This is a genomic window from Micromonospora sp. CA-269861 (genome assembly GCF_050948505.1).
Lineage (GTDB): Bacteria > Actinomycetota > Actinomycetes > Mycobacteriales > Micromonosporaceae > Micromonospora.
The window spans coordinates 5,997,506-6,018,197 of the sequence record NZ_CP192014.1; the positions used below are offsets into that span (position 1 = coordinate 5,997,506).

The window sequence follows — 20,692 nt, forward strand, 5'->3', positions numbered from 1 at the left end:
GGACCACCCCGTGACCCAGACCCCGACCCGGCCGACCATGCGTCGGCGTCCCACGATGGTCGACGTGGCCCGGCGCGCCGACGTGAGCCTGAAGACGGTCTCCCGCGTCGTCAACGACGAGCCGGTGGGGCAGGAACTGGTCGGCCGGGTGCTGGCCGCCATCGCCGAGCTGGGCTTCCGGCGCAACGACATCGCTCGTAACCTGCGCTCCCGGCAGCTCAACGCCACCGTCGGGTTGCTGATCGAGGAGATCGCCAACCCGTTCTACGCCACCATCGCCAGTGTCGCCGCCGAGATCGCCGCCGCCCACGGCACCATGCTGATCACCGCGTCGTCGGAGGAGGACCCGGAGCGGGAACGCGCTCTGCTCCAGGATTTCACCCAGCGCCGGGTCGACGGTCTGCTGGTGGTGCCGGCGGGCCTCGACCACTCGTTCCTGCGTCGTGAGGTCGAGCTGGGCATGCCTGTGGTGTTCCTGGACCGGCCGCCGCAGGGGCTGCAAGCCGACGCCGTGCTGCTGGACAACAGGGGTGGCAGCCACGCCGGGGTGAGCGCGCTGCTCGACGAGGGGCACCGACGGGTGGGGCTGCTGCTCGGCGCGCCGAGCGTGCCCACGATGCGTGAGCGGCTGGCCGGGGCGCGGGCGGCGCTGGACGCCGCCGGGGTCGAGCCGGACGAGTCGCTGGTCCGCGAGCGGCTCATCGCTCCCGAGGAGGCCGGGCGGGCGGTCGCCGCACTGCTCGACCTCCCGGAGCCGCCCACCGCGTTCTTCTGCGCCAACAACCGGCTCACCGTCGGTGCGCTCCAGGAGCTGCACCGGCGGGGCAGTGACGCCGCGCTCGTCGGCTTCGACGACTTCGAACTCGCCCACCTGATGCCCCGACCGCTGACCGTCGTCGCGTACGACACCAGGGAGTTGGCGAGGGTCGCCACCGAGCGGCTGTTCCAACGGGTAGCCGGCGACGACACCCCGCCCTCCACGACAGTCCTCCCCACCAGGCTGCTCAAGCGCGGCCTGACCTGACCTGACCCGCCCCGGGTTAGCTTGCGGGGTTGAGGAGTTTCTCCAGCTCGGCGCGGGTCGGTGGGTTGGCGCCTCGGCGGGCGCAGGTCAGCGCGGCCACTGTGGCGGCCTGCCGGAGCACCCCGGCCCACTGCTGCGGGGTGACCGCGGCGAGCCGGTCGGCCGGCCGGTCACCGAGCGCGTCGAGGTCGGCCAGCGCGGCCAGCAGGCCACCGGTGAACGAGTCGCCGGCACCGACGGTGTCGACAACAGTGGTGCGGACCGCTGGCTCCTCGTGCAGCGAGCCGTCGGGCGCGAGCAGCCAGGCGCCCTCCCCGCCCCGGGTCACCACGGCGCAGGACACCCCGGCCGTACGCCATTCGGTCATCACGTCGGCCACCGAACGGTCCGGGTAGAGCCAGGCCAGATCCTCGTCGCTGGCCTTGACCAGGTGCGCGAGGGGCGCCTGCCGGCGTACCCGCTCCTGCTCGGCCGCCCGGTCCGTGACGATGCTCGGCCGCAGGTTGAGGTCGATGGAGACGGTGAGCCCGTCCCGCTGGTGTTCCCGGGCGAGCAGGCCCTCCAGCGCCTCCGCGCCGGGCGCCAACGCGAGCGCGAGGGACCCGGTGTGCAGGGCGATCGCCGGTGATCCGGCCAGCTCGGGCAGCTCCTGCGGCGTCCACTGCCAGTCCGCCGCACCGGCCAGCCGGAACTCGTAGCTGGCCTGCCCGGCGGCGTTGAGGGTGGCCACCGCCACCGACGTGGGCTCCTCGGCGCGAACGGCCCACTCCAGGCCCACCCGGTTGACGCTCAGGTGTTCGAGGAGCTGCCGACCGTACTCGTCGTCGGCGAGCCGGGCCAGCAGTCGTACCGGCTGGTCGAGCCGGGCCAGGGTGACCGCGACGTTCGCCGGGGAGCCACCCGGCACGGCCCGCTGACCCTCGGCGGTGACGACCAGGTCGATCAGCGCCTCACCCGCGACGACGATCACGCGGTCACCTCCTCCGGTGCGAGCGGGCCGGGGCCACCGAGCCCGTCGGCCGCGCGGGACAGCAGTACCGCCTGGTACGCGTGGTAGACGTCCGGTCGGCCGTGCCAGACAGAATCGGCGGGCAGGTTCTGCGGGTCCAACTCGTGCCGCCATCCGGTCTGGTCGATGAGACTGCGGCGGGCGTACACCCAGAAGACCCGGTACCAGTCGAGGTAGACCTCGTCCCCGGTGCGGCGGTGCAGGGTGATCGCCGCCCCGATGGCCTCGGCGAGAACCCAGTGCATCCGGGCGCGCACCACCGGCCGGTCGTCCCAGTCGATGGTGTAGACGAAGCCGTCAGCGCCGTCGACCGCCCAGCCGCGACGCACGGAGGCGGCGAACAGGGCGCGGGCGTCGGCGAGCAGCCAGCGGGGTGGCTGCGGCAGCACCGCCTCCAACTCCAGCAGCAGCCGGGCCCACTCCAGCCAGTGCCCGATCGTGGAGCCGTACGGCCGGAACGGGTCGGCGGGCTGGTCCCGGTTGTAGTCGGGCAGCGGCGTCCAGTCGGTGGTGAAGTGCTCGGGCAGCCGCCAGTCGTGCCGGGCCGCCTCACCGTGCACGAGATGGGTGGCGATCCGCAGGGCCCGGTCGGCCCAGCTCGCGTCGCCGGTGGCGGCGGCAGCGCCGAGGAACGCCTCGACCATGTGCATGCTGCTGTTGGCGCCCCGGTAGTCCTCGGTGACCGTCCAGTCCCGATTCCAGGATTCGCGGACCGCGCCTGCGGCGTCGTCCCAGAACCGCTCCCGCACGACGGTCAGCACGTCGGCGAGCAGCCGGTCCGCGCCGGGGCGTCCGGCGCGCGCGGCGCTGGAGGCGGCGAGCAGGACGAACGCGTGGTCGTAGCCGGCCTTGCGATCGTTGACGGGCACTCCCTGCTGGTCCACCGCGGCGAACCAGCCGCCGTACGTGTCGTCGCGCAGCAGGGTGCTGAGCGCGGCGATCCCGTGGTCGACGAGGGCGGCGGCGTCCGGGTCGCCGTTGCGATGGGCGAGGGCGGCCACGTGGGTCATCCGGCAGGTGATCCAGGTGTGGATCGGTTCGCCGCGATCCGGGGTGCGGTCGTCGGTGAGCCACCAGAACCCGCCCTCGGGCCGGACCGAGCGGCGGGTGGTGTCGAACAGCGTCCGGGTCTGGTCGACGAGGAACTCGTCCAGATCGGGCAGGTCTGGCGACCCCGCCGGAGCGGGGGTCGTTTCGGCGTCGGATCGGGGCACGTCGGTCATCTCAGCTGGTCACCGTGGGGTAGGAAAGGGACATACGGCCAGGATCGGCGGACGGACCAGGTCCGCGCCGGGAAACCGTCAACGGGACACCGCGAACCGGGCGCGGCCGGGGAAGAATCATGTGTACGCTCCCTCCCCTTTTGTCCGTTGACATCGTTGTCACGTTCTCAACCCTGCTCCGGCAGCCGGCCGACTGTCAATTCCGGCTGCGTCACACCGCCCCGAAACAACTCCGGTCAGTAGTAGTTGTCGATCGGCTGGCGCGCCTCGTCGAACAGGGCCGGCCCCTCGTAGCGAACCGGGGGCAGCGCCGGGGTAGCCGGCTTGACCTCCTCGAACTGCTCGGTCGACAGGGCGTAGACCACACGTCCGAGGCCGGACCGGTCGATCGCGGTCGCGCACATCGCGCACGGCTGGCAACTGGTGAACATGGTGGTGCCGGCGGCCACCTCGGGCGAGAGCTCCCGAGCCGCCCAGCGGGCCAACTTCAACTCCGGATGGGCGCTGATGTCCGCGTCGGAGACCACCGTGTTGTGGTCCTCGATGAGCACGACGCCGTCCGCGTCGACGAGCAACGAGCCGAACGGCCGTTCGCCGGAAGCCCCGGCCCGGCTGGCGATCGCCACGGCGTGGCGGAGAAACTTCTCGTCGTCGGGGGTCATCGATCCTCCTGGGATTTGCGGTACGCGGCCACGGCCGCAAGGGTCCGCCAGGCGCGTTCGGGCTGACGGATCTCGGCCAGGTCCCCGTTGAACGGGTCCAGCACCACCGTCTCGGCGCCGAGCAGACGAAACTGGTCGAGGTCGGCGATGATCTGATCGATGGTGCCGACACCGGCGAGCCGGTCCGGGTCGGTGATGGGCTCTCGGGCTTCCTGGAGCGCGATCCGCGGCACCAGCGTGGGCATCGGGCGACCGAGTTCGTCGGCGATGGCCCTCAGTCGTCCGACCGCCTCGGCCAGCCATCCCGGCGTGACCCGCAGCGGATGCCAGGCGTCACCGAGCAGTACGGCGCGCCGCATGCCAGCGTCACTGTTGCCGCCGACCCAGATCGGGATGGCAGCCGTGTCGTAGTCCTCGGTGTTCTGCCAGGCGTCGCGCATGGCGCGTAGATATTCGTCGGTCAGCGCACCGCGCCGCCGGAACGGCACGCCGAGCGCCTCGAACTCCTGCCGGGCCCAGCCGACGGCGACGCCGAGGACGAACCGACCGCCACTGAGCCGGTTGAGGTTCGCCGCCATCCGGGCGGTGAGCAGCGGATGCCGGTACGGAACGATGAGCACTGTGGTGCCCAACCGAACCCGGCTCGTCACCCCGGCCAGCCAGGACAGCGTGGTGAACGGCTCGTAGAACGGCGCAGGATACTGCTCGGCCACGTCCGGGGTCACCACGATGTGGTCGGAGACCATCAGCAGGTCGAACCCGAGGCCCTCCACCGTCTGCGCCCACTGCCGCAGCACGTCCGGATCCGTACCCGGGGCGAAGTTCGGTACGTTCACGCCAATCTGCACCCGTACACGCTAGCCATTCTGGACCCGGCGCGGGAACACCAAGATCCCTGCCTGCGCCGTTATCTACCGTTGATTCACCGATAGATTGGCCGAATGGCCGAGAATCTTGACAATCTCGACTGGTCGATCCTTTCCGAGTTGCAGGGCGACGGTCGCCTGCCGATCACCGAACTCAGCCGCCGGGTCAAGCTGAGCGCGTCGGCCACCACCGAACGGGTGAGACGGCTGGAGGCGACCGGCGTGATCAGCGGCTACCGCGCCGAGGTCGACCTGTCCAAGGCGGGCTTCGCGGTGCTGGCGGTGGTCCGGCTGAAATACCCCGGCAGCCGGCACGAACCGCTGCACCAACTACTCGATCGACGGTTGGAGATCCTGGAGTGCCTCCGCACCACCGGGGACGACTGTTACGTGCTGAAGGTGGCCGCCACGTCGATGGCGCACCTCGAACAGATCGTCAACGATCTCGCCGGGTTCGGCAGCACCACCACGAACGTCGTCTACAGCGCCACCCTGCCCTATCGCGGCCCGCGCCTGACGCCGCCCCGGTCGTGACGCCGCGGTGAATGACCGGATGGATCTACCCGAAGGGCTCGACTGGGTACGCGGATCACCCGCCGGTCGTGCCTGGCTGACCACACTCCCGACGTGGCTGACGGAGTGCGCGGAGCGGTGGTCGCTGCGACTCGGCAGACCCTTCCGGTACGCGTACGCCTCACTGGCGCTCCCCGCCGACCTGCCCGACGGCACGGCGGCGGTGCTGAAGCTCCAGTACCCCGACGAGGAGAGCCGGCACGAGGCCGACGCGTTGGCCCACTGGGACGGCGACGGGGCGATCCGCCTGCTCGCCCACGACCCCGGGCGGCGCGCTCTGCTGCTCGAACGGTGTCAGCCCGGCACTCCTCTGCGCGATCTTCCGTCGGACCGGGCGCTGGACGCGGTGACCGGGCTGCTCCCCCGGCTCTGGCGACCGGCCGGCACGCCGTTCACCCCGCTGGCGCAGGAGGCCGCCGGCTGGGCCGACCGGATGCCCAGGGCCTGGGAACGGGCCGGCCGACCGTACGAGCGGCGGCTGCTCGACGCGGCGCTCGACCTGCTCAGCGGCCTGGCATCGAGCCAGGGTGAGCAGGTGCTTGTCAATCAGGACCTGCACGCCGGCAACATCCTCGCCGCCGACGCGCTCGCCGCCGACCGGGGGCCGTGGCTGGCGATCGACCCGAAGCCGCTTCTCGGGGAGCGTGAGTTCTCGGTCGTGCCGATGGTGCGCGGCACCGAGTTGGGCCACTCACCGGCCGCCGTCCGGCACCGGCTGGACCGGCTCAGCACCGAACTGGGACTGGACCGGGAACGGGTCCGAGGTTGGACGATCGGGCACACGCTGGCCTGGGGCGTCGCCGACGACACCGTCTTCCCGGAGAAGATCGACGTGGTCCGCTGGCTGCTCGACGGCGGGTGAGGCCCGGCCCGGCAATCAAGAGGTGGTGGCGCCTGACCCAGCTCCGCGATCTTGCACTTTCTGTCCCGACCCAAGGCGCATATCCACCCATAGCGACAACAGAAACTGCAAGATCGGCGCAAGGAGGGCGGGGACGGGGCGGGGCGGGGGCAGCGGGGTTAGCTGGCTTGGCAGGTATGGCACCAGTAGAGGTTGCGGCCGGCTAGTTCGCCGCGGCTGACCTTGGTGCCGCAGACGTGGCAGGGTGCGCCCGGGCGGCGGTAGACGTACACCTCGCCGCCGTGCCGGTCGACCCGGGCCGGCCGGCCCATCGCCTCCGGCAGGTGCACGTCGCGGACCGTGTCGATCCGGCCGTGCGCCACCGCGAGCCGCATCAACCCGGCCAGGTCGGCCCAGAGCGCGTCCCAGCCGCCTCTGGTCAACTGCCGGCCCGGCATCGTGGGCGGCAGCCCGGCCCGGAACAGCGCCTCGGTCACGAAGATCAACCCGGTGCCGGCCACCACCGACTGGTCCAGCAGCAGCGCGGCGAGGGGTGTGGGGCTGCGGGCGATCCGCGCGTACGCCCGCTCCGGATCGGCGTCGCCACGCAACGGATCCGGCCCGAGGCGGTCCCGCAGTACGGCCACCTCGGGTGGGGTGAGCAGCTCACAGGCCGTCGGCCCGCGCAGGTCCAGCCAGTGCCGGTCGCTGGTCAGTCGCAGCCGAAGCTGACCGATCGGCTCCGGCGGCTCCCCCGGCCCGTCGGCGAACTTGCCGTACAACCCGAGGTGTACGTGCAGCGTCAGCTCGCCGGCGTAGTGGTGCAGCAGGTGCTTGCCGTACGCCTCGGTGCCCTCCAGCACCGTCCCGGAGAGCCGGGCAGCGCCGTCGGCGAAACGCCCCTGCGGGCTCGCGGCGTGCAGCTTGTCCCCGGCGAACAGCTCGGCGTGCCGGGCCGCCAGGCGATGGATCGTGTGTCCCTCTGGCACGGGTGCCAAGGATAGCCAGCCCCGCCCGACCGGGCCGCGCGCAACAGGCCCACGACCAACGGCTGGCATGGCCGGTCTCGGCGTCCGTACCCAGGATTGGTGTCAGGAAACGCCCAGGTGGGTATTCCAGGGGCGACACCGCGTGGGTGCCACCCTTCCGTCGGCCACCACGCATTCAACAGGAGGTGTGTAGTGGTCAGGATTCCTTCGCTGTCCCGCCGGTCCGAGCCGGCGCCGACGCGGGACGAGAACCTCGACGGCCGCGTGGACGGCCGCGACGCCCCGGTCACCGAGACCGGTCAGTCCGACGACAGCGTCGGCCGCCCGGTGGTCACCGACCGGGATGCCGACCAGACGACGTACCGCAGCGGCGCGACCGGCAGCCAGACCAGCGAGGCCGAGCGACGGGCCAACGAGCGGGCGGCGGTGGCCCGAGCCGCCACCGCGCGACCGGTGGAGACCGAGTCCCGAGGCACCGCCCGCCCGGTCGCACCCGAGCCCGTGAACGGCACGACCCGCCCCGTCGCACCCGAGCCCCAGAACGGCACTGTCGCACCTGAGCCTCGCACCGCCCACAAGGTGGAGACCGACTCCCGGCCCGCCGTCGTCGCGGCCACGGCACGCACCGCCGAGCGGGACGCCACGGCGCGCACCGCCGAGCGGGACGCCGACCTCGACAGCACCACCCGTCGGCCCGACACCACCGACCGGGTCACCACCGACCGCCCGGTCGACCCGACCCCGGGCGCGACCGCGCCCGAGCCGCCGGTGACGCGCGGTCCGAAGCCGCGAGCCAGCCTGCTCGCCACCCTCGGCCTGATCGTCTCGGTCGTCGGTGCGATGTTCGTGCTGACCGGGACCCTGGCCGGGTACGGCATCGGGCTCGGCGCGTTCGGTGCGGTGCTCTCGGTGCTCGGCCTGATGGCCACCCGCCGTCGGCACGTGGCCGGCAAGACCGACGCGCTCTTCGGCGTGCTGATCGGGCTGGCCGCGGTCGTGATCGGGGTGCTCGCGATGACAGGTCAGTTCGACTGGCCGACGACCGACGGCGACTGGGTGCAGCGCCTGCGCGAGTGGCTTGACTCACAGTTTGTCGATCGTTTCTAGCGGGCACTGTTCCGCTCGCCGGTGATGCATCGGCGAACGGCCGGCGGTTCGCCGGCAGCCCGACCAGTCCGGTGGTTCACCGGCCGGGCGACACCCTTTCAGGGGCGGCGGTTCGCCGCCCCTGAAGTGTGTCCGGGGTCTGGCAGTCTCCCTGCCGCAAGTGGCTCGACACACGAATCACAACCCACGCGGCCGTGCACGCAACGATTCGCAGCCGCGGACCATTCAGACGCAATGAATGTTCGGTATTTGCAACTCTCAGTGGTGGATCCTGCCGCTGACGCCGCATAACGTTGAGCCACGGCGCCAGCCCGTGGGCCACGGTGGCCGGGCGCGCCCGACCCTGGGAGCAGGACAATGACGATGGACGCCACCAGCCAGCGCCTGTTGATGTGCCGGCCGACGTACTTCGCCGTCGATTACGCGATCAACCCCTGGATGGACCCGAGCGCGCCGGTCGACGCCGCGCTGGCCGTCCGGCAGTGGGAGCAGCTGCGCCAGACGTACCTTGACCTGGGCCACACCGTCGAGGAGATCACTCCGGTGCCCGGCCTGCCCGACATGGTCTTCGCCGCCAACGGTGGCACCGTGATCGACGGCAAGGCGATGGCCGTGCAGTTCCGTGACCCGCAGCGCGCGGACGAGGCGCCGGCGTACCGGGCCTGGTTCGAGGCCGCCGGCTTCGAGATGTACGACCCGAAGCACGTCAACGAGGGCGAGGGCGACGTCCTGCTGGCCGGTGACCACCTGCTGGCCGGCACCGGTTTCCGTACGGCGCACGCCGCACACGCCCAGTTGCAGGAGGTCTTCGGCTACCCGGTGATCACCATGCAACTTGTCGACCCGCGCTTCTACCACCTGGACACCGCGTTGACAGTGCTCGACGAGCGGACCGTGGCGTACCTGCCCGAGGCGTTCTCCCCCGGCAGCCAGGCCGTGCTGCGTCGGCTCTTCCCCGACGCGGTGCAGGCCACCATGGCCGACGCCGAGGTGCTGGGGTTGAACGCGGTCAGCGACGGGCGGCACGTGGTGCTGCCCGCGCAGGCCACCGACCTGGCCGCCAAGCTGCGCGACCGGGGCTACGAAACCATCGGGGTCGACCTGTCCGAGCTACGTAAGGCCGGCGGCGGACCGAAGTGCTGCACGCTGCGACTCCGTCAGGGAAAGGCAAGCAAGTGATCGTGGATGACAAGCTGCGTACGCCGGGAGCGGTCCGGGACGCCGAGCGCTGGACAGCGCACAACTACCACCCGCTGCCGGTGGTGATCTCGTCCGCCGAGGGCGCCTGGCTCACCGACGTGGACGGCCGCCGCTACCTGGACTGCCTCGCCGGCTACTCGGCGCTGAACTTCGGTCACCGGCACCCGCAGCTGATCGCCGCCGCGCACGCCCAACTGGACCGGCTCACGCTGACCAGCCGGGCGTTCATCCACGACCAGTTCGCCGACTTCTGCCGGGAGCTGGCCGAGCTGTGCGGCAAGGACCTCGTGCTGCCGATGAACACCGGCGCCGAGGCGGTGGAGACCGGGATCAAGGTGGCCCGCAAGTGGGGCTACCAGGTCAAGGGGGTGGCCGCCGGGCAGGCCAACATCGTGGTCGCCGAGGGCAACTTCCACGGCCGGACCACCACCATCGTGAGCTTCTCCACCGACGAGGACGCCCGCGCCGACTTCGGGCCGTACACCCCGGGGTTCACTGTCGTGCCGTACGGCGACCTGGACGCGCTGACGGCCGCGATCGACGAGAACACAGTGGCCGTGCTGCTGGAGCCGATCCAGGGTGAGCAGGGTGTGGTGGTGCCGCCGGAGGGCTACCTGCCGGGCGTACGCCAGGTCTGCACCGAGCGCAACGTGCTGTTCATCGCCGACGAGATCCAGTCGGGTCTGGGGCGTACCGGCGCGACCTTCGCCTGTGACCACGAGGGCGTCGTGCCCGACATGTACCTGCTCGGCAAGGCGCTCGGCGGCGGCATCGTGCCGGTGTCCGCGGTGGCCGCGAACGCCGACGTACTCGGCGTTCTCAAGCCCGGCCAGCACGGCTCCACCTTCGGGGGCAACCCGCTGGCCTGCGCGGTGGCGATCGAGGTGGTCCGACTGCTGGCCACCGGCGAGTTCCAGCGCCGCTCGGCCGAGCTGGGTGAGCGGCTGCGGGCCGGCCTGGAAGGGCTGGTCGGCAAGGGTCTCGTCGGGGTACGCGTCCGTGGCCTGTGGGCCGGTCTGGACATCGACCCGGCGCTGATGAGCGGCCGGGAGGCGTGTGAGCGGCTCGCCGCGCGCGGAGTGCTCGCCAAGGACACCCACGGATCCACCATCCGGCTCGCCCCACCGCTGGTGATCACCGAGGAGGAGATCGACCTGGCGGTGGCCCAGTTGGCCGAGGTGCTGGCCGGCTGAACGAGGAACGTGGTGGAAGGCGGGCGTCGGGTTGCCGGCGCCCGCCTTCCGCGTCAGGGACGGGGTAGGCGCATGGCCATCGTCGGGGCTTCGGCCATCACCGAGGTGGGGGTGAACGGAGCACCGGTGGGCAGCTCCTCGGCCCGACCGATCTGCACCCCCGGGTACAGCTCCACCATGTCGTTCTCGCCCAGGACCCGGGACTGCTGGGGGGCCAGGGGGATCCGGTCCGGTTCGGCCATCGAGCCCGCCGGGCGGATGCCGGAGCCGTTGGTGCTGACGTCGGTCACGATGACCTCGCCGACCCGCAGCTCGAAGCGGACGTGACCACGGCTGATCCAACGCCGGGCCTCGTCGTTGAGCCACTGCCCGAGCATGATCCCGCCGTCCTGTTCGGGGGCCCGGCCAGCCACGATCGGCTGCTCCTCGCTGAGCACGAACCGCCGCCGGACCAGGCCGCCGACGCGCACCGCGAGCACCTCGGTACGCGGACGCGGGCCGGCGTCACCGAGCCGTACGCCGTGCCGGGGGCAGGTCGGCACACCGTTGCGCAGCGCGGGCGGCGGCTGCGCGGCGGGGCTGCGGTCGGCACCCCGGCCAGGTCGGCGAATGCGCCGCCCCCACCACCGCCGCCGAACAGGGCGCAGCCCGACTCCGGGCAGCGCCACTGGCGGGCCAGCAGCTTGACGCCGGTCGGCGAACGCTTGCCGGCCACCGGCGCGTGCCCACCACCGACGTGTGCGATGAACACCGGCCCGCCGGCGCCGGGCACCGGGGCGACCACCCGACCTGGCTGCTCGACGAGCCACGGGAACCGACCGCGCAACCCGTCGAAGCGGACCCGGCTGAGCACCGGAAGACCGAGCAGGTCGGCGACCTCCAGCATCCGGTCGCCCGGGTTGTCGAGCACTTCGACGAGCCCGTCGTCGGCCCAGCGGCGGACGACCATCCGCTCATTCGAGGTGAGGTCGGCGTCGGAGAGCAACGCCCGGTGCACCACCGCGTAGACCTGGACGCTGTCTTCCTCCAGCTCGCGGGAGAGCGCGTCGATGACCATGCCGAGGCGTAGCAGGCTGGCCGGCCGACCACCGTCGATGTCCTGGTAGCGGATCACCTCGGCCAGGTCGATCACGGCTCGGGCCAGCGACGGGTCGGTGCAGACCCGCCCCTCGATGGCGTCCAGCACCTTGCTGATCTCGAATCTCATGCCACGCTCCCGACGATGTCGTCGATCGGCCGGGTCGGGGACCAGCCCGTCAGCCCGCCCAGCTCATCTCGCACCGCTTCCGCGGTGAGCAGGTCTGCCATGCGCCGACCCTACCGGGGACGACGGCCGGCATCGACCAGCGGTAGCAGGGTGTCGATCGACCCGGTACGCGCAGGCGGGGGCGGTGCCGTCCGGCACCGCCCCCGCCTTCCCCCCACCCGGTGTTCAGCCGCGCAGCGGCCGCCCCACCTCGTGCAGATGACCGAGTGCCTGCCGGTACGACTCGACCAGCCCGGTCTCCGCGTACGGGATGCCCTGCTCGACGCAGTAGGCACGGACGATCGGCTGGGCCCGGCGCAGGTTGGCGCGGGGCATGTTCGGGAACAGGTGGTGCTCGATCTGGTAGTTGAGACCGCCGAGGGTGGTGTCCACCAAACGGCTGCCGCGCACGTTGCGGGAGGTCAGCACCTGCTTGCGCAGGAAGTCCAACTCGTCCTCGGCGGTCGGCATCGGCATGCCCTTGTGGTTCGGCGCGAACGCGCAGCCCATGTAGAGGCCCCACAGCGCCTGGTGCACGACGGCGAAGAGCAGTGCCTTGACCGGGGACATGACCGCCAACAGCAGTGCCACGTAGGCGGCGGTGTGCACGACGAGCAGCGTCGCCTCGACCGCCCGGTGCCGCATCGGGACGGTGTACCCGCCGCCGTTCGGCTCCCGGCCGATGATCGCCCGGATGCTCGCCACGTGCAGGTTCAGGCCCTCCAGCAGGAGCATCGGGAAGAAGAGGTACGCCTGCCGCTTGGCCATCCAGCGACCGATCCCACGGGTCTCCATCGCCTGCTCGGGCGTCCACACCAGGGCACCCGCGCCGACGTCCGGGTCCTCGTCCTCGTGGTTCGGGTTGGCGTGGTGCCGGTTGTGCTTGTCGACCCACCAGCCGTAGCTGATCCCCACCGCCACGTTGCCGGCGAACAGCCCCACCAACTCGCTGGGGCCACGCCGACGGAACATCTGCCGGTGCCCGGCGTCGTGACCGAGGAACGCGACCTGGGTGGTGGCCACCGCCATCAGGGCCGCGAGCGGAAGCTGCCACCAGGAGTCGCCGAGCAGGAACACGGCCACCCAGCCGGCCACGAAGGCACCGAGGGTGAGCGCGATGCGGGTGACATACCAGCCGGGACGCCGTTCCAGCAGGCCCGCCTGGCTGATCCGTCGGGACAACTGTGCGTAGTCACTACCTCGCCGTCGTACCGGCGGTTCCGCCACCGCTCCGAGCGCCATCGATGCTCCCGTTCCACTTGCGCCCGTCCCAGGGTGGTTCGGGCTTATTGTCAAGTCTCCCGATTGCGGTAGCACTGAGTAACCCCGGCAACCCCCGAATGGGGGGTAGGGCAGGCCCTACCCCTAGTGGTTCGGCTCAGCCCAGCCGGCCCACCGCGGCGCGCAGTCGAGCCAGGTCACGTCGCCGCCGCTCGTAGGTGGCGGCGAGCCCGACCAGCGCCAGCCCGCCGACCCCCAGGTAGATCCACCGGGGCAGCAGATCCCATCCCCGGGCCAGCTCGTGCAGCGCCAACAGCGTCAGCACCCCGCCGCCGAGCAGCACCGGGGCCTGCCAGCGGCGGGTCGCGCCGGCCAGCACCGCGCCGGTCGCCGCCGCGCCGAGGAGCAGTCGCCGCCACGGCTGCGGGTCCGGCCCGACCAGCACCGACACGAGACTGGGCAGCAACGCCGCGACCAGCCCCGGGCCGAGGGCCGGCCAGCTGGTCAGCCCCGGCCGGGTGCGCAGCGCCAGCAGACCCGCGCCGACGGCGAGCGCCGCGGCCGGCAGGGTGTACGCCTCCACCACTGTCACCCCACCGGCGGCCAGCAGCACCCAGGCCCCGACCAACTCGCTGCCGGCGGCGATCCCCGCGAAGGCCCACCGCCGACCGGCCGGTTCACCCCGCCGCAGCAGTCGCAGCGCGACGGCGACACCCCAGAGCACGCAGACGGTGGCGAGGTCCCGCGCCACCTCGACGGCGAGCACCGCCGCCACCAGCGCGACGGCCTGCGCGGCGGCGTCCAGCACCCGTCCCAGCCGGGCCCGCGCCGGGTTGACCGCCGCGGCGGCCAGCACCAACGCGGCCACCGCCAGCAGTGGGTACGCGGCGGCCCGCAGCGGCAGCCCGCTGGCGAGCGGGGCGGTCACCGCCAGCGCGGACGCCGCGCCCACGGCGGTGAGACAACCGGCGACCCGTACCTCGAACCGGCACGCCCCGGCGGCGACCACGACCGCCGCCACCAGCAGCGCCCCTCGGCCGCGAGCGTCCCGGCCCGGGTCGCGAGCAGACCGAGCACACCGGAGGCCATCAGCACCACGCCCACCGGTACGGCGATCGGCGCGAGCGCGGGCGCGCCGCGGCCAACGCGGTGAACAGCAGCGCGGCCAGGCCGGCGAGCAGAACGGCGGCCGGCAGCACCGGCCACGGCGCGCCGATCGCGACGAGCAGCACCGGCAGCGCCGCCGCGACGAACGGCAGCGCGGGCAGCACCGGCAGGCCGACCCGCCGACCGGCCAGCGCCGCGGCCACCGCCAGCACGACAAGCGCGAACCCGACCGGAAGCACCGTCGGGTCGGCGACGACAGCGGGCACCCCTGCCCACACCCGGTCCCGGCCGCCGTGGGGCGACACGAGCGCTGTCAACACCGTCGGCAGGGCCGCCAGCACGGCGACCACCACAAGCGTTCCGCCCGCCGCCAGCACCAGCGCCGACCGGGCCGACTCTCGCTCGGCGGCCATCGGCCGGTCCCCGAGGGCCGCCTGGCCGGAGGCGCTCGCCGACGGCAGCCAGCAGACGACGAACGCGACGCCCAGCGCGGCCAGCGCGGCGTACAGCGCGAGCGGCTCCTCACCCGCCCCGACCAGCGGAGCGAGGGCGGGCACTGTCACCGCGACGACGGCGCCGGTCACCGCGTACCCGATCAGTTCCACCCGGTGGCGACGCGCCGCGAGCGCCGCGACCAGCGACAGCCCGGCGGCGGCCAGCGCGAGCCGGGCCTGCCACCAGGGCGGCGCGCCAGCGGCGAACAGCGCCACCGCCGCGATCCCGGGCAGCGCGAGCTGCCCGACCAGCAGACCCGCACCGGCCACCTCCCGGTACGCCCCGGCCCCCGTCGCACGGCAAGTGCCAGCCCGGCCACGGCGAGCACGCCGAGCGCCACCAGGGCACCGGTCGGGGCGGCCAGGGCGACAAGCAACAGGTGCCCGAGCAGGACGGCAGCGCCGAGCGCACGGGTGAGCAGGGCGACCGACGGGGTCGTCGGGCGGGCCAGCACGACGAGCAGGAGCGCAACCCCGCCGACCAGGTCGACGGCCACCACCTGGGGCCAGGAGGCCGGCCAGCCGGCGGGCACGGCGAACAGCACCACCACCGCACCGGCCGTGGCGAGCGCCGCCCGCGCCTTCCCGGGCAGCAGGAGCACCGTCGCGCCGATCGCCAGCGCCACGGCAGGTGCGAGCTGCCAGCCCCAGCGCAGGTCCGGCCCCGTCCCCGCCCCGCCCCACGGCGGCAGCGACCGGCCGACGGCAGCGACCGCCAACCCGATGGTGATCAGCACGGCAACCTGCGCGGTGCCCGCCGCGACGAACAGCGCACCGGCACGCGGACCGGTCCGCCAACCGCCGCCACCCTCCACAGCCGCCCCGGCCGCCACCGGCAGGAGCCGCACGGCAGCGACCAGCCCGAGCGCCACCGTCGCCGCCGCGAGCAGGAGCAGGTTCGGCGACAGCTCCGCCACCGGACGCAGCAGGGCGGCCGCGAGCACCGGCACCAGCAGCCCGGCCGCCACCGCCCGCAGCGCCCGCCCCCCGACGAGCCAGGCCGCACCGAGCCCGGTCAGCGCGACGAGCAACAGTGGCAACCCGGCCAGCAGTGGCGAGCCCCCGCCCGCCCACTGACCAGCGGCACCACCGCGCAGGCGGCAGCGCCGACAAGCGCGGCGACGTGACCGACACCGGCCAGCACCCGGCCGACGAGCTGCGCCGCCCTTCCCGGCCGCGCAGCGCGGCCAGCACCGCCAGGTTCAGCAACGCCACCCCGAGCAGGACCAACGCCCACCCGGCCGCACCCGGCCCGGCTTCGGCGGCGAGCAGCGGCAACGCCGGCTGGGCAGCCACCAGAGCGGCGAACCAGGGCCCGGTCAGCCCACTCCACCGGCCGTACGCCACGGCGACCGCCGCGCTGGCCCCCGACCAGCGCGGCGTACCGGCTGCCCGGCCAGCCGGCCACACCGGCCAGGTCCACCGACCAGGCCGCGTAACCGTCAAGCACCACCAGCAGCAACCCCACAGCGGCGAACGTCTCCGCCGTGCCGCGCAGCCCCCGGCGGGCCGCCAGCAGCGGTACGCCCAGCGCGAGGGCGGTGAACGCCGCCAGGATCAACGCCCGCCCGCCGACCCCCACGGACGCCCAGGCGACAGCGGTGAACACCACCGCCGCGGTGCCCAGCAGGAGTCCACCGAGGACGAAGAGCAGACCCTGGATCGTCCGGGTCGAGGTCTCCGCCGCACCCGGCCGCGCATCGGCAGCGACCCCGGGACCCGGGCCGATCGACGGCACCGGCCCGACGGGAGACACCGGGCGCGCCGCGACCGGGGCTGCCAACCCGGCACGGACGACCGCCGCCAGTTCGGCCCGCCGCCGCGACACGGCCGACAGGCGTCCGGCCAGTTCGGTGTACGTGTGGCGAGCCCGCTCCACCTCCGGCTCAAGCTCGGCGACCTGCCGGCTCAGCCGAACCACCTCGGCGGCGATCGGATCGGGCGCACGCCGGCAGCCGGAGCAACCGGCGCTCAGATCGGCAGGTGCACCGCAGGCGGGGCAGGGGTAACGGGTGTCATCCACCCGGTCATCATCGACAGCCGACCGGGGTGCGACCCAGAGTGCGCGTACTCAGGAACGGGTGTGCTCGTACACCCAGGTGGCGTAGTCGGGGTTGCCGCTCTCCACCCTGGACACCAGGATCTCCGGCACCTCGTACGGGTGGCTGACCCGGATCTGGTCGAGCAACGCGGTGAGCCGGTCCGGTGCGGTCTTGAACTGCACAGACCACTCGGTGCTCGTCTCCATCCCGGACCGCCACCAGTAGGTGCTGTCCACCTGACCACCCACCTGGGCGCAGGCGGCGAGCCTGCCGGCGACGGCCGCAGCCGCCAGCACGTCGGCGACCGAGCGCGCATCCACCACCGTTGTCACCACGCAGATCTCGTCCACGACCGCACCCTACGCGGCATCAGCCCGATTAGCGGCGATCCAGGCGTCAATCTGCGCCCACCAATCGAAGAGCCAGTCGATGCGTTCCTGCCGTCCGGTCGGTACGTCCTCCGGTGGCACCGACCAGAACCGCATCACGATCCGCTTGTCCATCGGCAGCTCCCGCCACACGTCGGCGACGGTGAGCATCCGGTCCAGCCCGGTGTGGGCGACGAAGATGACCCCGGCGTCCGGTGCGGCGTCCAACGCGGCGAGCATCCCACCGGGCTGCGGGGCGAGCACGTGGCGCATCCGCTCGGCACGCAGGGCCATCCGGTCCAGGCCCAGGGAACGCAGCCGGGCGATAGCGCGCAGCCGCCGCTTGGGGGTGAAGTTGCCACCCTCGGGGAAGATCACGAACGCGTCGTTGTCGTCCAGGCCGGAGGCCAGGTGCCCGACCTGGCGCACCGTCTCCTCGCCGCGTTCCGGGGTCGGCGCGATGAACCGGTTGGGCAGCCGGTTGAGCAGCACGTCGATCGCCGGATCCCACTGGAGGCTGTCCTTCAGGACGATCCGTGGCTCCCGGTGGAACCAGTTGACCAGCCCGTGGATCAGGATGAACGAGTCGCCCGGCCCGGCGTGCCGGCAGAGCACCAGCTCGGGCCGGCCGGGCAGCGCGGTGTCCGGATCGGTGCCCACCACGTCGATGCGCAACCGCAGTGTCCAATGTGCCTGCCAGAACAGCACCCGCAGGAACCAGCCGGCCAGCACGTAGTGCGCACGCTGGAAGGCCGGCGACCGGGTCCGCCAGCCGCAGCCGGAGACGACCCAGAGCACGAAGAGCGCGAGCAGCGCGGCGGCGTCCCAGACCAGGTAGAAGCAGCCGATCCAGAGCAGTCGCAGCGGACGCAACCGGCCCGGGACCAGCGGGGACGCGGCGGCGGCGAGCAGCGCCCAGACCGGCAAGGTGGTGACCACGAAGAAGGCGAGCAGCACGACGGCGGGGGCGAGCAGCAGTCGACGCAGCCACCGGGGAGGCAGCGGCATCACCGCTCCACGTGGGTGGCGAGGTAGCGCCGGGAGGCGGTGTACGCGCGACTGATCCGCCGCCCCACCGCCGCCATGTCCCGGTACGCCCACGGAGTGTCGTCGCGGGGGTTGAGCCCGCCGGTCGGCAGGACGTGCACCTCGACCCCCTCGGGCAGCGCCGCCATCTCCCGGAAGAACCGGTGCCGGCGGGAGATCTCGAACGCGACCTGCGCGATCTCCCACGGCCGGCGGGGCGGGGTCAGCTCCCGTTCGATCCGCCCCACCTGGAGGACGTAGATCCGGCGGGCGCCGACGGCCACCGCCTCGCCGATCGGGATGGAGTTGACGATCCCGCCGTCCACGTAGTGCGCGCCGTCGATCTGCATCGGCGGAAGCAGGCCCGGCACCGAGGCGGACGCCATCACCGCCGGCACCACCGGACCGCTGTCGAACCAGTGCTCGGCGGCCCGCTCGATGTGCGCGGCGCAGCAACGGAACGGCACCCGCAGATCGGCGAACGTGGTGTCCACCCCCAGCTCGGTCTCGAGCAGGCGACGCAGCGGCCGGGGTGAGTGCAGGTGGGTACGGGCGGCGAAGCGGCGCAGCTGCCGGGCGACCGAGTCGCCGTACACCTCGCTCGCCTCCGGTGAGGCCCAGAGCCGGACCAGCCGGTCGGTCACCGCCTCGGACGGGTCGGCGGCGACCAGTGCGCCGTTCACCGCGCCGATCGAGGTGCCGAGCACGATGTCGGGTTGGATGCCGGCGCGGAACAGCGCGCGCAACATGCCGACCTCGACCGCGCCGAGCACTCCCCCGCCGCCGAGCACGAACGCCACAGGTCCCGCCGCCATGTCTCTCATCCTGGCACGGGCCCGCCGCCGACCGGCGGGCCGCTGCCGACGGGCGGTCAGCGCACGGCAGGCACCGTCCGCCGACGGCGGGTGGTGACGGCGTTGACAGGCAGGACACATTCGCGCAACCTGATACGGCTCCCACCCCTGAGGCAGGTGCGATCCGTGAAGGCAGCACTGCATCCGGGCCGATTGCTGGCTCGCAGATACCGACTTCTGGACCAGATCGGCGCCGGCGGCATGTCGGTCATCTGGCGTGCCCGGGACGAGGTGCTGGACCGGGTGGTCGCGCTCAAGGTGCTCGCCCCGTCCCTCGCCGCCGACGCGCGATTTCGGGGCATGGTGCGCGAGGAGGCACGGGCCGCCGCCCAGCTGGTGCACCCGCACCTGACCTCCGTGCACGACTACGGCGAGACTGTCGACCCGGACGGCTCGATCACCTCGTTCGTGGTGATGGAGCTGCTCACCGGCGAGGAGTTGAAGCTACGGCTCACCGAAGGGCCGTTGCCGTGGACCGAGGCGGTCCAGGTGGGCGCGCAGGTCGCGGACGCCCTGGCCGCCGCGCACCGGCTCGGCATCGTGCACCGGGACATCACCCCGGCCAACGTGATGATGACCGGGACGGGCGTCAAGGTACTCGACTTCGGCATCGCCACCCGGATCGGCGCACCCGACGAGGACGAGGACGGCGAGACCTTCGGCACCCCGGCGTACGTCGCCCCGGAACGCCTCGACGGCGCGCCGGCCCAGCCGTCCACAGACGTCTACTCGCTCGGTGTGCTGCTGCACGAGGCGCTCACCGGCCGGGTTCCGTATCCGGCGGACACCTGGGAGCAGCTCAGCGCCGCGCTGGCCAGTGGTCCCCCGCCGACGCTGGCCGACCTACCGGACCTGCCCCCACCGGTGGCCCAGATCTGCCTGCGCAGCCTCGCCCGCAACCCGGCGGACCGGCCGACCGCCCGGCAGGTCGCCACCGCGCTCCGCGACCACTCGCTGCCCGTCGAGCCCCCGACCGCGACCATCCAGGTGCCCACCCAGCCCCTGCCACCGCAGTCGCCCGCCGTCGCGACGGCCAGGGTCCCGACGTCGCCCCCGGCAAGCCCTGACACGGGCACAGCGGACGGTGCGGCCTCCTCCGACGCCGACGAGCCGGCGACCGGGTCGGGCTGGTCCCGGCGCAGGCTGGTGTTGCTGCTGGTGCTGGCCGTCGGGGTGACGCTGGCCGGGGTGGCACTGCTGCCCGAGCAGCAACCGGACCGCCGGGCGCAACCCTCCGCCGGCCCGGTGACGACCCCGTCGACGGACCCGCCGCCCCCCGAGTCGTCGACCCCGACCACGCCGACCGCGCCGAGCGCGCCACCGTCGACGAAGCCGACCACCGGCCCGCCCACCACGAACCCGGGCACCCTGACCGAGGCCGCCAACCGGGTCGACGGGCTGATCGGCGCCGGGCTGAGCGCCGGGGAGATCCGCGAGGACGTGGCCCTCGACCTGCGCAACGAGCTGCGCAACCTGACCGTGGCGGTCAGCTCGGGCCGCGAGAAGCTGGCGCCACCGGTGGCCCGGCTGCGCGAGAAGGTCACCGTCCGCCTCGGTGAGGGCGGCATCAGTCCGGCGTACGCGTCGCGGCTCGACGCCGCCATCGCCGAACTGGGCGCGACCGGGGCCTGACAGGGCGACACCAGT

At 73.0% G+C, this 20,692-nt stretch carries 20 protein-coding genes and 1 pseudogene; 7 read left to right on the plus strand and 14 right to left on the minus strand.

What is annotated here, in order from left to right; all coding sequences use genetic code 11:
- Positions 1 to 55: 55 nt before the first annotated feature.
- Positions 56 to 1,024 (plus strand): LacI family DNA-binding transcriptional regulator, encoded by a 969-nt coding sequence (locus ACQP0U_RS27445; RefSeq protein ID WP_433321211.1) that lies wholly within the window; start codon positions 56 to 58, stop codon positions 1,022 to 1,024.
- A gap of 16 nt (positions 1,025 to 1,040) precedes the next feature.
- Here the strand turns inward: ACQP0U_RS27445 and ACQP0U_RS27450 are convergent, their stop codons facing one another.
- From ACQP0U_RS27450 to ACQP0U_RS27465, 4 genes are all read right to left on the minus strand, one after another.
- Positions 1,041 to 1,994, minus strand: coding sequence for a carbohydrate kinase family protein (locus tag ACQP0U_RS27450; RefSeq protein ID WP_433312549.1), 954 nt, complete (start codon positions 1,992 to 1,994; stop codon positions 1,041 to 1,043).
- Positions 1,991 to 3,256, minus strand: a complete 1,266-nt coding sequence (locus ACQP0U_RS27455; RefSeq protein ID WP_433312552.1) for an AGE family epimerase/isomerase — start codon at positions 3,254 to 3,256, stop codon at positions 1,991 to 1,993. The genes ACQP0U_RS27450 and ACQP0U_RS27455 overlap by 4 nt, the downstream gene beginning before the upstream one ends.
- Positions 3,257 to 3,492: 236 nt before the next feature.
- Entirely contained in the window at positions 3,493 to 3,918 is a 426-nt protein-coding gene (locus ACQP0U_RS27460; protein ID WP_433312555.1) for a nucleoside deaminase, read from the minus strand.
- Complete coding sequence (locus ACQP0U_RS27465; protein WP_433312558.1) at positions 3,915 to 4,766, minus strand: TIGR03619 family F420-dependent LLM class oxidoreductase; 852 nt, start codon at positions 4,764 to 4,766, stop codon at positions 3,915 to 3,917. Before ACQP0U_RS27465 ends, ACQP0U_RS27460 begins: the two co-directional genes overlap by 4 nt.
- A gap of 93 nt (positions 4,767 to 4,859) precedes the next feature.
- Between ACQP0U_RS27465 and ACQP0U_RS27470 the strand changes: the two genes are divergently transcribed.
- Both ACQP0U_RS27470 and ACQP0U_RS27475 read left to right on the plus strand, forming a co-directional pair.
- Positions 4,860 to 5,318 carry an Lrp/AsnC family transcriptional regulator gene (locus tag ACQP0U_RS27470; protein ID WP_433312560.1) on the plus strand — a complete coding sequence of 153 codons (459 nt, stop codon included), beginning with the start codon at positions 4,860 to 4,862 and terminating at the stop codon, positions 5,316 to 5,318.
- 19 nt (positions 5,319 to 5,337) lie between these two features.
- Positions 5,338 to 6,219: an aminoglycoside phosphotransferase family protein gene (locus ACQP0U_RS27475; RefSeq protein ID WP_433312563.1), complete on the plus strand. Its 882-nt coding sequence runs from the start codon at positions 5,338 to 5,340 to the stop codon at positions 6,217 to 6,219.
- 158 nt (positions 6,220 to 6,377) lie between these two features.
- Here the strand turns inward: ACQP0U_RS27475 and ACQP0U_RS27480 are convergent, their stop codons facing one another.
- Positions 6,378 to 7,187, minus strand: coding sequence for an Fpg/Nei family DNA glycosylase (locus ACQP0U_RS27480; protein WP_433312566.1), 810 nt, complete (start codon positions 7,185 to 7,187; stop codon positions 6,378 to 6,380).
- 192 nt (positions 7,188 to 7,379) lie between these two features.
- Between ACQP0U_RS27480 and ACQP0U_RS27485 the strand changes: the two genes are divergently transcribed.
- The 3 genes from ACQP0U_RS27485 (at position 7,380) to rocD (ending at position 10,687) form a co-directional block, all read left to right on the plus strand.
- Entirely contained in the window at positions 7,380 to 8,294 is a 915-nt protein-coding gene (locus tag ACQP0U_RS27485) for a thrombospondin (protein ID WP_433312568.1), read from the plus strand.
- Positions 8,295 to 8,657: 363 nt separating this feature from the next.
- Positions 8,658 to 9,473, plus strand: coding sequence for a dimethylargininase (gene ddaH, locus ACQP0U_RS27490; protein WP_433321214.1), 816 nt, complete (start codon positions 8,658 to 8,660; stop codon positions 9,471 to 9,473).
- Positions 9,473 to 10,687: an ornithine--oxo-acid transaminase gene (gene rocD / locus ACQP0U_RS27495; RefSeq protein WP_238662032.1), complete on the plus strand. Its 1,215-nt coding sequence runs from the start codon at positions 9,473 to 9,475 to the stop codon at positions 10,685 to 10,687. The genes ddaH and rocD overlap by 1 nt, the downstream gene beginning before the upstream one ends.
- Positions 10,688 to 10,740: 53 nt before the next feature.
- On the opposite strand, the pseudogene ACQP0U_RS27500 reads toward rocD, so the two are convergent.
- The 9 genes and pseudogenes from ACQP0U_RS27500 to ACQP0U_RS27540 form a co-directional block, all read right to left on the minus strand.
- Positions 10,741 to 11,894, minus strand: a pseudogene (locus ACQP0U_RS27500) (FHA domain-containing protein).
- Positions 11,895 to 12,119: 225 nt separating this feature from the next.
- The gene (locus ACQP0U_RS27505; RefSeq protein WP_433312571.1) at positions 12,120 to 13,175 is read right to left on the minus strand and encodes a fatty acid desaturase family protein; all 1,056 of its coding nucleotides are present in this window, start codon (positions 13,173 to 13,175) and stop codon (positions 12,120 to 12,122) included.
- 136 nt (positions 13,176 to 13,311) lie between these two features.
- Positions 13,312 to 14,175, minus strand: a complete 864-nt coding sequence (locus ACQP0U_RS27510; protein WP_433312573.1) for an SCO7613 C-terminal domain-containing membrane protein — start codon at positions 14,173 to 14,175, stop codon at positions 13,312 to 13,314.
- Positions 14,176 to 14,242: 67 nt separating this feature from the next.
- Positions 14,243 to 14,971 (minus strand): hypothetical protein, encoded by a 729-nt coding sequence (locus ACQP0U_RS27515; protein WP_433312576.1) that lies wholly within the window; start codon positions 14,969 to 14,971, stop codon positions 14,243 to 14,245.
- On the minus strand, positions 14,857 to 15,795 hold the full coding sequence (locus ACQP0U_RS27520; protein WP_433312579.1) for a hypothetical protein: 939 nt from the start codon (positions 15,793 to 15,795) through the stop codon (positions 14,857 to 14,859). Before ACQP0U_RS27520 ends, ACQP0U_RS27515 begins: the two co-directional genes overlap by 115 nt.
- Positions 15,771 to 16,778, minus strand: a complete 1,008-nt coding sequence (locus ACQP0U_RS27525) for a hypothetical protein (RefSeq protein ID WP_433312582.1) — start codon at positions 16,776 to 16,778, stop codon at positions 15,771 to 15,773. Before ACQP0U_RS27525 ends, ACQP0U_RS27520 begins: the two co-directional genes overlap by 25 nt.
- A gap of 48 nt (positions 16,779 to 16,826) precedes the next feature.
- Entirely contained in the window at positions 16,827 to 17,147 is a 321-nt protein-coding gene (gene cutA / locus ACQP0U_RS27530) for a divalent-cation tolerance protein CutA (RefSeq protein WP_091406014.1), read from the minus strand.
- 9 nt (positions 17,148 to 17,156) lie between these two features.
- On the minus strand, positions 17,157 to 18,173 hold the full coding sequence (locus ACQP0U_RS27535; protein WP_433312585.1) for a 1-acyl-sn-glycerol-3-phosphate acyltransferase: 1,017 nt from the start codon (positions 18,171 to 18,173) through the stop codon (positions 17,157 to 17,159).
- Positions 18,173 to 19,006 (minus strand): patatin-like phospholipase family protein, encoded by an 834-nt coding sequence (locus ACQP0U_RS27540; RefSeq protein WP_433312588.1) that lies wholly within the window; start codon positions 19,004 to 19,006, stop codon positions 18,173 to 18,175. The genes ACQP0U_RS27535 and ACQP0U_RS27540 overlap by 1 nt, the downstream gene beginning before the upstream one ends.
- Positions 19,007 to 19,171: 165 nt before the next feature.
- On the opposite strand from ACQP0U_RS27540, the gene ACQP0U_RS27545 reads away from it, so the two are divergent.
- On the plus strand, positions 19,172 to 20,677 hold the full coding sequence (locus ACQP0U_RS27545; RefSeq protein ID WP_433312590.1) for a protein kinase domain-containing protein: 1,506 nt from the start codon (positions 19,172 to 19,174) through the stop codon (positions 20,675 to 20,677).
- Positions 20,678 to 20,692: the final 15 nt, after the last annotated feature.

What these genes read in the sequence shown, in the direction of transcription:
- ACQP0U_RS27535 (WP_433312585.1), bottom strand. Translation starts at nt 18,173, where the DNA reads ATGCCGCTGCCTCCCCGGTGGCTGCGTCGACTGCTGCTCGCCCCCGCC.
- ACQP0U_RS27455 (WP_433312552.1), bottom strand. Translation starts at nt 3,256, where the DNA reads ATGACCGACGTGCCCCGATCCGACGCCGAAACGACCCCCGCTCCGGCG.
- ddaH (WP_433321214.1), top strand. Translation starts at nt 8,658, where the DNA reads ATGGACGCCACCAGCCAGCGCCTGTTGATGTGCCGGCCGACGTACTTC.
- ACQP0U_RS27505 (WP_433312571.1), bottom strand. Translation starts at nt 13,175, where the DNA reads ATGGCGCTCGGAGCGGTGGCGGAACCGCCGGTACGACGGCGAGGTAGT.
- ACQP0U_RS27460 (WP_433312555.1), bottom strand. Translation starts at nt 3,918, where the DNA reads ATGACCCCCGACGACGAGAAGTTTCTCCGCCACGCCGTGGCGATCGCC.
- ACQP0U_RS27445 (WP_433321211.1), top strand. Translation starts at nt 56, where the DNA reads ATGGTCGACGTGGCCCGGCGCGCCGACGTGAGCCTGAAGACGGTCTCC.
- ACQP0U_RS27540 (WP_433312588.1), bottom strand. Translation starts at nt 19,006, where the DNA reads ATGGCGGCGGGACCTGTGGCGTTCGTGCTCGGCGGCGGGGGAGTGCTC.
- ACQP0U_RS27475 (WP_433312563.1), top strand. Translation starts at nt 5,338, where the DNA reads ATGGATCTACCCGAAGGGCTCGACTGGGTACGCGGATCACCCGCCGGT.
- ACQP0U_RS27470 (WP_433312560.1), top strand. Translation starts at nt 4,860, where the DNA reads ATGGCCGAGAATCTTGACAATCTCGACTGGTCGATCCTTTCCGAGTTG.